The sequence below is a fragment of the Roseovarius sp. MS2 genome, from assembly GCF_051447875.1.
GTDB classification, from domain to species: Bacteria; Pseudomonadota; Alphaproteobacteria; order Rhodobacterales; family Rhodobacteraceae; genus Roseovarius; species Roseovarius mucosus_A.
Window position 1 is genome coordinate 3,227,142 of the sequence record NZ_JBKHVF010000001.1, and the last position, 13,121, is coordinate 3,240,262.

At 60.0% G+C, this 13,121-nt stretch carries 12 protein-coding genes and 1 tRNA gene; 5 read left to right on the forward strand and 8 right to left on the reverse strand.

The genetic code is table 11. The annotated features are described in order from the left end of the window. Window positions 1-167: 167 nt before the first annotated feature. From ACLGGT_RS15825 to ACLGGT_RS15835, 3 genes are all read left to right on the forward strand, one after another. Window positions 168-821, forward strand: coding sequence for a protein-L-isoaspartate O-methyltransferase family protein (locus ACLGGT_RS15825; protein ID WP_008282181.1), 654 nt, complete (start codon window positions 168-170; stop codon window positions 819-821). A 35-nt stretch (window positions 822-856) separates the two neighbouring features. Beyond that, window positions 857-2,263 carry a TolC family outer membrane protein gene (locus tag ACLGGT_RS15830; RefSeq protein WP_437196791.1) on the forward strand — a complete coding sequence of 469 codons (1,407 nt, stop codon included), beginning with the start codon at window positions 857-859 and terminating at the stop codon, window positions 2,261-2,263. Between the two features lie 72 nt (window positions 2,264-2,335). Beyond that, window positions 2,336-3,157 (forward strand): hypothetical protein, encoded by an 822-nt coding sequence (locus ACLGGT_RS15835; protein ID WP_437196793.1) that lies wholly within the window; start codon window positions 2,336-2,338, stop codon window positions 3,155-3,157. Here ACLGGT_RS15835 and ACLGGT_RS15840 read toward each other — a convergent pair. Together ACLGGT_RS15840 and ACLGGT_RS15845 are read right to left on the reverse strand one after the other, a co-directional pair. Beyond that, complete coding sequence (locus ACLGGT_RS15840) at window positions 3,142-4,608, reverse strand: cobyric acid synthase (protein WP_437196795.1); 1,467 nt, start codon at window positions 4,606-4,608, stop codon at window positions 3,142-3,144. The two genes, ACLGGT_RS15835 and ACLGGT_RS15840, sit on opposite strands and share 16 nt — an antisense overlap. A gap of 149 nt (window positions 4,609-4,757) precedes the next feature. Continuing rightward, window positions 4,758-5,078: a DUF6280 family protein gene (locus ACLGGT_RS15845; RefSeq protein WP_037271076.1), complete on the reverse strand. Its 321-nt coding sequence runs from the start codon at window positions 5,076-5,078 to the stop codon at window positions 4,758-4,760. Window positions 5,079-5,295: 217 nt separating this feature from the next. Here ACLGGT_RS15845 and efp point away from each other — a divergent pair, with 217 nt between their 5' ends. Next, window positions 5,296-5,859 carry an elongation factor P gene (efp, locus tag ACLGGT_RS15850; RefSeq protein ID WP_008282186.1) on the forward strand — a complete coding sequence of 188 codons (564 nt, stop codon included), beginning with the start codon at window positions 5,296-5,298 and terminating at the stop codon, window positions 5,857-5,859. 78 nt (window positions 5,860-5,937) lie between these two features. On the opposite strand, the gene ACLGGT_RS15855 is transcribed toward efp, so the two are convergent. Further along, window positions 5,938-7,305, reverse strand: coding sequence for a sodium:proline symporter (locus tag ACLGGT_RS15855; RefSeq protein ID WP_008282187.1), 1,368 nt, complete (start codon window positions 7,303-7,305; stop codon window positions 5,938-5,940). A 102-nt stretch (window positions 7,306-7,407) separates the two neighbouring features. Then, window positions 7,408-8,187, reverse strand: a complete 780-nt coding sequence (locus tag ACLGGT_RS15860; protein ID WP_437197425.1) for an SDR family oxidoreductase — start codon at window positions 8,185-8,187, stop codon at window positions 7,408-7,410. Window positions 8,188-8,381: 194 nt separating this feature from the next. Here ACLGGT_RS15860 and ACLGGT_RS15865 point away from each other — a divergent pair, with 194 nt between their 5' ends. Further along, on the forward strand, window positions 8,382-9,395 hold the full coding sequence (locus ACLGGT_RS15865; protein WP_151979202.1) for a Hint domain-containing protein: 1,014 nt from the start codon (window positions 8,382-8,384) through the stop codon (window positions 9,393-9,395). A 100-nt stretch (window positions 9,396-9,495) separates the two neighbouring features. On the opposite strand, the gene ACLGGT_RS15870 is transcribed toward ACLGGT_RS15865, so the two are convergent. The 4 genes from ACLGGT_RS15870 to ACLGGT_RS15885 all read right to left on the reverse strand — a co-directional run bounded on the left by ACLGGT_RS15870 (window position 9,496) and on the right by ACLGGT_RS15885 (window position 12,893). Next, a tRNA-Arg gene (locus ACLGGT_RS15870) sits at window positions 9,496-9,572 on the reverse strand. Between the two features lie 42 nt (window positions 9,573-9,614). Then, window positions 9,615-10,391, reverse strand: coding sequence for a tRNA pseudouridine(38-40) synthase TruA (gene truA / locus ACLGGT_RS15875; protein WP_375553740.1), 777 nt, complete (start codon window positions 10,389-10,391; stop codon window positions 9,615-9,617). An 87-nt stretch (window positions 10,392-10,478) separates the two neighbouring features. Then, window positions 10,479-11,966, reverse strand: a complete 1,488-nt coding sequence (locus ACLGGT_RS15880) for a replicative DNA helicase (protein WP_008282191.1) — start codon at window positions 11,964-11,966, stop codon at window positions 10,479-10,481. Between the two features lie 249 nt (window positions 11,967-12,215). Further along, window positions 12,216-12,893, reverse strand: coding sequence for an orotate phosphoribosyltransferase (locus ACLGGT_RS15885; protein ID WP_008282192.1), 678 nt, complete (start codon window positions 12,891-12,893; stop codon window positions 12,216-12,218). Between the last annotated feature and the right edge of the window lie 228 nt (window positions 12,894-13,121).

The following is a 13,121-nucleotide window of genomic DNA, read 5'->3' on the forward strand; positions in this document are numbered from 1 at the left end:
TGAATTATCTGATCGGGCCGGGTGGTGCAAGTGGGCAATGCAGGCTGAGCAGGGTCAATTTGCAAGGTCGAATTGTCCCGCGCCTCTGGGACCTATAGCCGTTGCCGCCGAACGGGTTCTGTGCGAAAACCGCAAGCGATAGGATTCCGAACGTAAGAGCTTCGATCATGACAGACTATGCCGCGCGGCGCACGATGATGGTGGACACGCAAGTTCGCCCGTCCGATGTGACCAAATTTCCGATCATCGACGCCATGCTGTCGGTCCCGCGTGAGGCGTTTGTTCCCACCGGCCTGCGCGAGGCGGCCTATATGGGCGAAAACCTTGATCTGGGAGAAGGGCGGGTGATGCTTGATCCGCGCACATTGGCCAAGATGCTTGACGCGCTTGAGATCGAGAATGACGATCTCGTGCTCGATATCGGTTCGGGCTATGGATATTCTGCGGCTGTGATCGCGCGCATGGCCGAAGCAGTCGTTGCCGTCGAGGATAAGGCATCTGTGGTCGCTGAGGCGCAGCGCACCCTGTCTGAGCAGGGGGCTGACAATGTGGTTCTGCACGAGGGGCCATTGGCCGACGGTGCGCCGGAACACGGGCCCTATGACGTAATAACGGTGCAGGGCGCGGTCGAGCATCTGCCCGAGGTTCTGGCGGCGCAACTCAAGGAAGGGGGCCGCATGGCTTGCCTTTTCATGGAGGGTGCGCTTGGGGTGGTGCGGATCGGTTACAAGATCGACGGGCGGATCAATTGGCGCTACGCATTTAATGCGGGTGCGCCGGTGCTGCGCGGATTTGAACGGCACGCGGCCTTTACCCTGTGAGGGGAGCGGCGCGGCAAAAGAGGGATGGCGAGCGCATGAGAACGAACAAGTTGCGGACCTTGGGCGGTGTTTTCGGGCTGGCAATTCTGGGCCTTGCGCCGGTTACAGCCAAGGCTGAAACACTCGCCGATGCGCTCAAGAGCGCCTATGTCAACAGTGGCCTTCTGGAACAGAACCGCGCCTTGCTGCGCTCAGCTGATGAGAATGTGGCGCAGGCGGTGGCCAGTCTTCGGCCAATCATCGATTGGACTTCGGGGATCACTCTCGATTCATCGGATACGCGTTCGCAAGGGGCCAATCGTAACAACACGTCAACATCGCTCAATCTTGGGATTACCGGAAGCCTGCTGGTCTATGATTTCGGGCGCAGCGATTTTCTGACCGAATCCGCCAAAGAGACCGTGTTGGCCACGCGCCAGACCCTGATCAGTGTTGAGCAATTCGTGCTGTTGACGGGCGTGCAGGCCTATATGAACGTGATCCGCAATCAGGAATTCGTGGATCTGCGGCAGAACAACCTGCGTTTGCTGCGCGAGGAACTGCGCGCGGCGCAGGACCGGTTCGAGGTAGGCGAGGTGACCCGCACCGATGTGGCGCAGGCGGAATCCGCTGTGGCATTGGCGCAAAGCGGATTGGCTGCGGCGCAGGGCGACCTTACGCGCGCAATCGAGGAGTTCCGCGAGGCAATCGGACGTGATCCGGGCAGTTTGCAGACACCGAGCGAATTGCCGCAACTGGGTGAGAATGTCGATGCCGCCAAAGCCGCGGCGCTGCGGCGTCACCCGGATCTTTTGCAGGCGCAGCACAATGTTGCCGCCGCCGAGTTGAACATCCGCGCCGCTGAGGCAGCGCTGTTGCCCACCCTGAATCTGACGGCGCGCGTCGGGGCATCCGAAGAACTCGACGGGTCAGACATGTCGCGCACCGGCAGTCTGGGCGTCGAAATGCGCGGCCCGATTTATCGCGGTGGCCGCCTCACGTCGCAGCAACGCCAAGCTATGGCGCAGCGCGATGCGCAATTGGCGCTGCTGCATCTGGCGGGGCTTCAGGTCAAGCAGGATGTGGGCGATTCCTATGCCAATCTGCGCGCCGCCCGCGCCAGCCGCACGGCCAGCCGCGAGGCGGTGCGTGCTGCCCAAGTTGCCTTTGACGGCACCCGCGAAGAGGCGACACTGGGCGCTCGCACCACGCTGGATGTCTTGGATGCCGAACAGGACCTGCTTGATGCGCGGGCCAATCTGATCCCGGCCAATGCCGATGTGGTGATTGCTGCCTATTCGGTGCTGGCGTCGATTGGCGAGTTGACGGCGCGGGATCTGAACCTTGGGGTGCAGACCTATGATCCGGCCGCCTATTACGAACTGGTCAAAGATGCGCCGATCGAAAGCAGTCCGCAGGGCCAGAAGCTCGACCGGGTGTTGCGGGCTTTGGGAAAAAACTGAAAAGTTTTTGAAACGGTTGTGTGGCACCGCCTGCAGCGATAAGCTCTGCATAGGCAAGAATGGTACAAGAGCATGTCCGACCCCGTGACCAATGTGGAAATCGAGGATGTCCTGTCGTCGATAAGGCGGCTGGTCTCGAATGGCCAAGCCGAACGCCTCAGCACAACCGTGGCCGCGCCGCGCGAGGCAGGGATGCAGGCGGCGGACCGGCTTGTCCTGACACCGGCCTTGCGGGTGGATGAACCCGTAGCAGAGCCGCCTGCCGAGGCTGTGGATGCCGAAGATCCGGATGCGCATAGCGTTTGGACGGGCATGGATCTCTCTGAGCATGAGACAGATATTCAGGACGAAAGCGCGCCTGAGGGGATAGCGACAGAGTTCAGTGAGACCGATCAGACGCCTGATCTTCCGTCGGAACTGAGCGCGCAGGCTGCAGAATTTGAAGCGATGATCGCCGGGCGCGACGATCAGTGGGAGCCGGATGGCGCCTCTGACGACGATTACGCCGGGGGAGCCGCTGAATCGGTGCTGAGTTGGTCCGAGACGGATGAGCCAGAGATTGACGAAGAGGCAGAGCTGGGCGAGGCCGAGACGGCCCCCTCAGTTGATCCCGACTGGGATGAGTCGGACGATCTGGCCTCGGAACGCCATGTTCAGGATTGGCAGGATGCGGATGCGGCGGATTTGCGCCCGGCACCGGATGCCGATGCTGATCGCGGCGAGGGTCTGCTGATGGATGACGCCGTGCTGGATGAAGAGGCCCTGCGTGATTTGGTGGCCGAGATTGTTCGGCAAGAATTGCAAGGTGCTTTGGGCGAGCGGATCACCCGCAACGTGCGCAAACTTGTGCGCCGCGAGATTCACCGCGCGCTGACCAGTCAGGATTTCGACTGAGTCGGAATGTCTGCACTGAGCGAAAAGAGCAGATCTAAATCCATATACGCTTCCAGATGCGCCGCGAGAGCGTCGAGCGTGGCCTCGACATCTGCCCCATAGCTCAGGTCTGATCGCGCACCTAGCCCCGCCAGAAACGCCGCACGAAACGCGTCGGACGCGAAGAGCCCGTGCAGATAAGCGCCGCGCACCCGGCCACTGGCCGTAGCGGCCCCCTCAGGGCGATCCCCGACACGCAGCCATGCGTGCGCGCAATCCGGGCCGATGGTTTCACCCAAATGGATTTCATACCCTTCTACGGCATCGCCAGTTTCGAGATAGGTGGCCTGTGTCAGGGCAAGTCGCTTTTCCGGCTTCATCACCGTCACGACGTCGAGATGCCCCAGGCCGGGCACCGAGGTGGGAGGGCCCTCGATGCCGTCCGGGTCTTCGATGCGCTGCCCCAGCATCTGATAGCCGCCACAGATGCCCAGCACATGCCCGCCGCGCCGGATGTGGGCGGCAAGGTCGATATCCCAACCTTGCGCGCGGAAATGTGCCAGATCGGCGATGGTGGATTTGCTTCCGGGGATAAGCACCAAATCGGCATCGCCGGGCAGGGGGCTGCCTGCTCCGATGATTTCCACACTCACACCCGGTTCGCTGCTGAGGGGATCAAGATCGTCGAAATTGGCAATCCGGCCAAGACGCGGCACGACCACCTTGAAAGCGCCGCCCTTGGTCGAGGCGATATCCATCACATCCTCAGCCGGAAGGCGCCATGCGTCTGAAAACCATGGCACGACGCCCAAAGAGGGCCAGCCTGTGCGCGTCACAATTTCGCGCAAGCCCTCGTCAAAGAGGCTGACATCGCCACGGAACTTGTTGATGGCAAAAGCCTTGATCCGGGCGGCATCTTGGGGCGGCAACACCGCTTGGGTGCCGACAACCTGCGCGATGACCCCACCCCGGTCGATATCACCCACAAGGATCACGGGCACGCCTGCGGCCTCGGCAAAGCCCATATTGGCGATGTCTCCGGCGCGAAGGTTGATTTCCGCGGGGCTGCCCGCCCCCTCGACCAGCGCGAGATCTGCGGTGGCGGCAAGGCGGTGAAAACTCTCAAGCGTGGGGGCCAGCAACTGCGGTTTGGCCCGGGCATAGTCGCGGGCACGCAGCGTGGCAAAGCGGCGGCCCTGCACGATCACTTGGGCGCCAATATCGCTCTCGGGTTTGAGCAGTACGGGATTCATATCGGTGTGTGGCGCGCGGTACGCGGCCAGCGCCTGAAGCGCCTGCGCGCGACCAATTTCGCCGCCATCCACGGTGACAGCGGCATTGTTTGACATGTTTTGCGGCTTGAACGGGGCCACCGACAGGCCACGTCGGGCATAGGCGCGCGCCATACCTGCCACGAGCATGGACTTGCCCACATTCGAGCCTGCCCCCTGAATCATGATCGCGCGTGTCATTGCGATGCCCCTTTTGCCGCTCTGTGCTGATACCGTTTGAGAGTGCAGGGGGAAAGGCCGGTTTCCGTCACAAAGGCCTGTTTTCCCGACCGCAACGCAAAAACCCTGCCACTAGGGCAGGGCTTTGATACGTGGTCAGGCAGCAGTGCTCAGGCGGCTTCGGCCTGCGCCGCAGCATTCCGGCGTTCACTTTCTTCGCGCGAGAGGGCCACAGAGGTGCGCACGCCCTTGGATACGAAATCCATCAGGCCGGCAACAACCCGCTCATTCGGGTCGATCCCGGCGCAGGACAATACTTCGCGGCCATCACGCGACCGCGCCCAGCGGGCGATCTGCTCGGGGCCATTGCCATATTTCTTGTCATCGGAAATGGCGTCATCCAGAGCGGCCAGCACAACGGCCGCAAAGAGTTTACGAGCACGGTTGCCCTGTTCGGCGTTGAAAGCCGTACCGTCAACGAAATCCTTCATCATTCGTCCTTGTTCTTATTGCTCTTGCGTTTTGGGCGTGACGGACCTTATGGCGGAGTTTTTGCGATTCGGATAGAGCACAGTTGCATAACTTCTATGCGAATTTTGCATACCTCGCCACGATGCATAACGACATTTCGTTGTCTTGCCACCCATCATCCCTCCAGATATAGGAAGCATCAATCTCACATCAACCTTTTGTCACGGTTTGAACGCAATGCCCAAGATCAATGGAAACGAAATTCGCCCCGGTAATGTGCTGGAGCATAATGGCCACCTCTGGGCCGCGGTGAAGGTGGATCACGTAAAGCCCGGCAAGGGCGGTGCCTTTGCTCAGGTCGAAATGAAGAACCTGCGCAACGGCTCCAAACTCAACGAACGCTTTCGCAGCGCCGACAAGGTCGAGCGTGTGCGCCTTGAGCAAAAGGATCAGCAGTTTCTCTATGAGGAGAATGGCAAGCTGGTGTTCATGGATGCCGAGACCTATGAGCAGATCGAATTGCCCGCTGACCTTTTGGGGGAACGTCGTCCGTTTCTTCAGGATGGTATGACCATCACGGTTGAATTCCACGAGAGCGAGGCGCTGCACGCCGCGCTGCCGCAAAAGGTGATTTGCCGCATCGTCGAGACTGAGCCCGTCGTGAAGGGGCAGACGGCGGCCAATAGCTTTAAGCCTGCGATCCTCGATAATGGGGTCAAGGTCATGGTGCCGCCCTTTGTCGGACCTGATGAGGATATCGTCGTCAACACCGAGACGATGGAATATTCCGAGCGCGCCTGAACGGGCAAGAGCACTGAAAACGAAACGGGGGGCAGGCTAGTGTTGGCCTGCCCCCCGTTCTTTTGGTACACGGCCTGCTCAGCTGCGCCGAGCGCCCATCATCACCGCGGCAAAGCCAGCGATCAACACCCCCACGCAGATGACCAACAGCTGCTCGTATTTATGGGCCTCTGGCAGTAGCGCAACGGCCCAGTCGGCTTCGCGCGCGAAGTAGAGCACGGCACCGAACATCGCCGCACCAAAGGCCACCAGATAGGACCAGAGTGCGATGTCACGCCCCATCACCAGCCCAATGATCAGAATAGGTGTCAGAAACATGCTGGCCGTGCCGCTGATGGCCACAGCGTCGAACAGCGTCTGATTGCCCCATAGGGTCAGACCGGTGCCAACCACCATGAACGCGATCATTGCCATGCGCCCACCCGCAAGCGACCGCTGCCCCAGTTTCAGCTCGTCCACCACAAGCCGCGCGGCACTGGCCAGTGCGGAATCGAGCGTGCTGAGAGCTGAAATAAGCAGTGACACGAGCAATGCCACAAAAAGCCATGCCGGGAACATCGTGGCCCAAGTGCCAATCAACTCGCCCTCATATTCCGCCCCGACCAATCCAGCCTGAATGCCGAAAAAGCCAAAGCCAATAATGCAGAGCGTAGAGATCCAGAAGGCATGCAGGAAAGAGCGGCGCGTTGTCTCGGGATCGGCGATAAAGCCGCGATCCATCATCACCGGGTCATGTGCGGGGTAAGAGAACACCTGCAACAGCGCCACCAGCAAAAGAACTTGGCCACTCCAAGCACCGGAAGTGCCCGGCGCGGTCAGCACGGCCCCAAGGTCAAAGCCGGGGCTGATCACCAGCGCTACAAAGGCAACCGCGAAAACGCCCAAGAACACCACCATCTGCAACACATCGGTGCGCAGTGCCGCGCTTAGCCCGCCCCAAGCGCTATAGGCCAACCCAAGCACCGCGACGATCAGGATAGAGGCGTCGCGCGCGATGCCCATTTCAGGCAAGGCTGCGGCAAAGATCAGCCCCACCACCAGCAGATTGGCAAAAACCTCGGACAAGAGCCGCAAAGCAATGACGAAGTTGTAGCAGGCCTTGCCCATTGCGCCAAAATGTGTGCCCAGCCAATCCTGCACAGAGCCCGCGCCACCTGCACGCAATCGGCCTACGATATAGCCGCCGCTCAGGAAAGAGCCGTAGTAAGCAGCATAGGCCAGCGTGCCCCAAATCCCGAAGAAATACCCCAGAATGGCCGAATTCATCAAAGAACGAGCGAAAATCCAGGTTGTGACCTGGCTTAGGACCAGCACCCAAAGACCTGGCGCTCGGCCATCCGTGCCGGTGCCGTTGAAAAAACCTTCAATCGTGGCGCGACGCGGTGCGACGAACAGGCTGCCCAGAATGACGAGGCCAAAAAGGCCAATAATCGCCAATGCTTGCATGACGTGTGTTTCCTCCGTGGAATGGTTGCTCCAGTGCTAATGACCAGAGCGTTCCAGCACCAGAGTTTATGTAGCCCGATCTCGCTTTCGTGATGCCCGCGATCAGAGCGTCGCGTTGACGCCGCCGCCATCCAGCAGGATGTTTTGTCCCACGATAAAACCCGCATGCTGGCTACAGAGAAAGGCACAAGCCGCGCCAAATTCCTGCGCCGTGCCATAGCGCCCAGCGGGAATGCTGGCACAGCGGCGCGCCTTTGCCTCCTCCATGCTGATCCCTTGTGCTTTGGCCACGCCTTCATCCAGTGCTGTGGCGCGATCCGTGGCATGGATGCCGGGTAGCAGGTTGTTGATCGTGACGCCGCTGCCAGCCACTTGCCGTGACGTACCCGCGACATAGCCTGTCAGGCCTGCGCGCGCCGAATTGCTAAGACCTAGCGCCGGGATTGGCGCCTTGACCGATTGCGAGGTGATGTTGACCACACGGCCCCAGCCGCGCGCCATCATTCCGGGGACCAAGGCCTTTATCAGCGCGATAGGGGTCAGCATATTGGCGTCGAGTGCTCGAATAAAATCCTCGCGGTCCCAATCAGACCACAGCCCCGGCGGCGGTCCTCCGGCATTGTTGACGAGAATGTCCACGTCTTGCGCCACGGCAAGCACTGCTGCGCGACCGGCCTCTGAGGTAATGTCGGCCGCGACCGTCTGAACGGTAACGTCGAAATCCGCACGAATGGCCGTTGCTGCCGCCTCGAGCGCCTCGCCGCCGCGTGCGTTGATCACCAGATCGACCCCTGCCTCGGCCAATGCGCGCGCAGAGCCCAATCCCAAGCCTTTGGACGTGGCGCAGACCAACGCCCGTTTCCCCTTGATCCCCAGATCCATCATCCACTCTCCTGCTTAATCAACGCGAAATTAACACGCTGTCAGCAAGAATGGCCAGATGCTTGCAAGCGGGCATGTGACGGGCCTCGTCCACGAGGTCATGTCCATCACATTGACGCCATGATACCACAATTCTAAACTACGCTGCCCGATAGAGAATTGTGACCCCAGCCATATCAGGACCAACTGCACCCATGACCTCTGATCTTGCCCCGTCCGACCACATCCTTCCCGTGTACACGGGATTGGATTTTCGCGTCGTCAACGGGGCGAACATGGGGGATGCTCTGTCTTTTGCGGCTGAGCTCGACCTCGACGATGTCTATGAGTTGCAGCCGCAAGCGCGGCAGCTTCGCCTCTCGCTTTCTCTGGCAGGGGGGGCACCATTTAAAATCGCTCGCGGCTCCGAGGTTGGTCGACCCGGTGCGCAAATCCATCTCGACTGTTGCCTGACGTTGATGTCGGGCACCGGGCGCACAACCGAAATGATCGTGTTGGTCGAGGTGGATGATGCGGGAAACATGGTAGAGGTTTTTGCCATGCCGCTGGCGCAGATGCGGCCCAAGACCGGCTATGCGCTGGTGGGCATTGACACGGAGAACGTGCTGCAACGTTTTGCTCAGGTGGCGTGCGTGTCGTTCTCGCGGGGCACCCACATCACCATGGCAACGGGGGAACAGCGCCCGGTCGAAACCTTGGTGCGCGGCGACATGGTCCTTACGCGCGATGACGGGGTGCGGCCAATTCGGTGGGTCGGGCATTCGACCGTTCGCGCGGTCGGGGATTTCGCCCCCATTCGGATTTCTGCGGGGGCGTTGCACAATGAAAACGACCTGTTGGTCAGCCCCGATCACCGGCTCTTTATCTACCAGCGCTCGGATGCCCTTGGTGCTGGCCGGGCCGAAGTATTGGTGCGCGCCCGGCATCTGGTCAACGGGGATACCGTGCGCCGCGAGAGCGGCGGTTTCATAGATTACGTGCAACTGCTCTTTGACCGGCATCAAATCATCTATGCCGAAGGGATTGCTGCCGAAACCCTGCTGGTCGATCCGCGCACCTCTGCTGCACTGCCCGCCGATCTCAAAGAGGCGCTGAGCCGACAGATTGCTGGCCAGAACGCCCCCAGCCACCTGCAATTCGAGGTGGGGCAAGCGCTGCTCAATCACCCGAATGCGGCGGATATCCTGAAACGGGCGTCAACGCGCTAACTACTGGCGTGGCAAGAGGCCAAGTCAGATTTGCGTTATCGCCTGCATCGCGCACAAACACAGGTGGCCGGCGCATATAAGACAGCGGATTCACAATATCTGGCGATCCCGGGAGGACTCGAACCCCCAACATCCTGATTAGAAGTCAGGTGCTCTATCCGGTTGAGCTACGGGACCGCTGGGCAGGGTCTTAGCGTGGCAAGGACGCAAGATCAAAGCCTAATCTTGCGCGGCGAACGGGTCTTGCGGATAGCTGACCCCAGCCAGATAGAGGCCATGAGGGGGGCACACCGGGCCACAGGCGGCGCGGTCGCGTGCGTTCAGTGCGGCGCGCACCTCATCGGGATGCCAAGACCCCGCGCCCACACGCTCCAACGTGCCCACGATACTGCGGACTTGATTGTGCAGAAACGACCGGGCGCGCAGGCGGAAATGGATCTCGGGGCCCATGGCGCTTTCGTGCTCTGAAATCTCAATGGCGTCCAATGTCTTGATTGGGCTTGCCGCCTGACAAATGGTCGAGCGGAAAGTGGTGAAATCATGCATCCCGATCAGATGTTGTGCGCCTGCGCGCATCGCGTCGATATCAAGCTTTGGGCGCACATGCCAAACCCGGCCTCGGTCCAACGTAACAGGGGCGCGCCGCGACATGACGCGAAAAAGATAGCGCCGCTCGTTTGCGGAAAACCTTGCGTGCCAGTCTTCAGCGACACGCGCGCAGGCCGTAATCGCCACGGGCAAAGGTTTGAGGTGATAGTTGAGCGCCTCTGACAGGCGAAACGTGCCCCATTCCCGTGTCAGGTCGCAATGCGCCACCTGGGCAATCGCGTGCACGCCTGCATCCGTGCGCCCGGCGGCGGCGATGGTATGGGGCCCCGGTTCAATCCGCGCCAGCGCCGCCTCGACGGCACCTTGCACAGAGGGGTGATCGACCTGCCGCTGCCATCCGGCAAAGGGCGCGCCATCATATTCGATCCGGAGGGCATATCGGGGCATGGTCGGCGTGTCTTGCTATCAATTGCGGTTCATCTGGCCCGAAATACCTCGGGGGTTCGGGGGCAGCGCCCCCGTCCATCGCAGGTTTCAGTAGTCGGCGTTTCCGCCTTGTTGCCAGGGCTTGACCAGATTGCCAAAGCGGGTGAACTGCGCCTCAAAGCTCAATTCAACCGTACCGATGGGGCCGTGGCGCTGTTTGCCGATGATGACTTCGGCCTTGCCATGCAGGCGCGACATCGCCTCTTGCCATTCGGCCATCTTATCCATCTCGTGATCGCCCGGTTTCTCGCGTTCCTTGTAATACTCTTCGCGGAACACGAACATCACGACATCGGCGTCCTGTTCGATCGAGCCGGATTCGCGCAGGTCCGAGAGTTGCGGGCGCTTGTCCTCGCGGCTTTCGACTTGGCGCGACAACTGCGAAAGGGCCACGACGGGGATGTTAAGTTCCTTGGCTATTGCCTTGAGCCCCATGGAAATTTCGCCAATCTCCTGCACCCGGTTGTCAGAGGATCCGCGCACAAGCTGCAGGTAGTCGACGATCAAGAGATCAAGACCATGCGTGCGCTTTAACCGGCGCGCGCGCGCGGCAAGTTGTGAAATCGGGATCGCGGCAGTATCGTCGATATAGAGCGGACAGGATTCCAGTGTCTTGGCGGCTTCGACAAAGCGGCGGAACTCGCTTTCGTCCATGTCGCCCTGACGGATCTTGTGCGAAGAGATTTCCGAGGCTTCGGCCAGCACCCGACCGGCCAATTGTTCGGCGCTCATTTCAAGCGAGAAGAAGCCCACGACGCCGCCATCCACAGCCCCCTCAGACCCATCGGGCAGCGTGCCTCGGCGATAGGCCTTGGCTACGTTAAAGGCGATATTGGTCGCGAGCGAGGTTTTGCCCATCGAGGGGCGACCCGCAAGGATCAGAAGGTCGGATTTGTGCAGCCCGCCCAGTTTTCCATCAAGATCGACCAGCCCGGTTGAGATACCTGCCAATCCGCCTTCGCGCTGATAGGCGGCGTTGGCCACATTAACAGCGTCTGTTACAGCCTTGAGAAAGCTTTGAAATCCACTTTCAGACTGACCTTGCTCAGCCAATTGGTAGAGCTTTTGTTCGGCCTCGACGATTTGATCCTTGGGTTCGCTATCGACATTGACGCGGGCCGCCTTGCCGGCGATGTCATGACCCAAGGCAATAAGCGCGCGGCGGATCGCCAGATCATAGATCATTTGCGCATAGTCGCGCACGGCGAAGGTCGAGATCGCGGCACCGGCCAGTTTGGCAAGATACGCAGGCCCGCCAAGCTCTTTTAACCCCTCATCATTTTCGAGGAACGCGCGCAAGGTTACGGGCGAGGCGAGGTTGTTCTTGGCGATGCGGGCGGCGGCGGTTTCGAAAATACGGGCATGGACGGGGTCGTAGAAATGCTGTGGGCCGATAATGGCAGCGATGCGGTCATAGACATCGTTATTTGTCAGGATCGCACCGAGGAGTTGCTGCTCAGCCTCGATCGAATGCGGCACGCTTTCAGCGGATTGAATCTCTGCCCCGGTCGGATTGAAAGCGCTGATCTCGTTCATGCCTGCGGTCCCCGTGTGTTCGGTGTTTTATCGGTATCGTCTCAGTAGTCTTGGTTCGAGAGTTCTAGGCCAATCCTTGCGCGCTCGCCACTTGTATAAACCTGTGGGCATTTGGCGGGATAAGTCGGTGGATAGGGCCGCGCCACAGAAGCGCTTCCCATATCCTGTATTAGGATTTTCCTAGCCTACCACATATCGAAGCATTTTACGATTCGAGAGGTGGTTTATCCCCATCCCCTGAGGACAAATTTATTTCTTGTGTGCCGCCTGCCACTTACGGGGATCGCGCAAGAAATCTTCGACCGCGTCAAGGGTAGCGGTCTCGAAAATCGCTTGCGTGCGCGCCTCGGCCAACACATCCCACCACGTGCAGAGGTGATGCAGGGCCACGCCGTGATCGCCAAGGGTTTTCTCGGTCTCGGGGAAAATGCCGTAGTAAAAGATCACCGCCGTATGGCCGCAGGTGGCCCCGGTTTCGCGGATGGCATCCACAAAGCTGAGCTTTGAGCCGCCATCCGTGGTGAGATCCTCAACCAAGAGCACGCGCTGCCCCTCGGTCATGGCCCCTTCGATGCGAGCGTTGCGCCCATAGCCTTTCGGTTTCTTGCGCACATAGGTCATGGGCAGGGCCATACGCTCGGCGACAAGGGCCGCAAAGGGAATACCCGCGGTTTCGCCGCCCGCGATATTGTCGAACGCCTCAAACCCGGCTTCCCGCATCACGGTGATCGAGAGAAAATCCATAAGGGTGCTGCGGATGCGCGGATAGGAGATCAACTTGCGGCAGTCGATATAGGTGGGTGAGGGCAGGCCAGAGGCCAGCGTAAAGGGCGTGTCCGCGTTGAAATGCACTGCGCCGATTTCCAGCAGCATGCGGGCGGTCAGACGGGCGATCTCATCCTTGGGCGGGTAGGTGGTGGGGATCATGGCAGGGTCCTTGGGTTGGGCGGTACGCGGAAGAGACTTGGGCGTCCAGAGGAGGTATTGTCAAGAAAAAGGGCTATATTTTTCAACTGAATGTGGGTTTGTCTGTCTCTTTATGTCGGCTTTTGAAATCTACGCTTGGCCCGATGGTTCAGACTGGGATGATGCTTTGGATTTAGCATCTACCAATCAGCCCATGCCAAGAAATCCCTTAAAAACAAAACGTCAGGG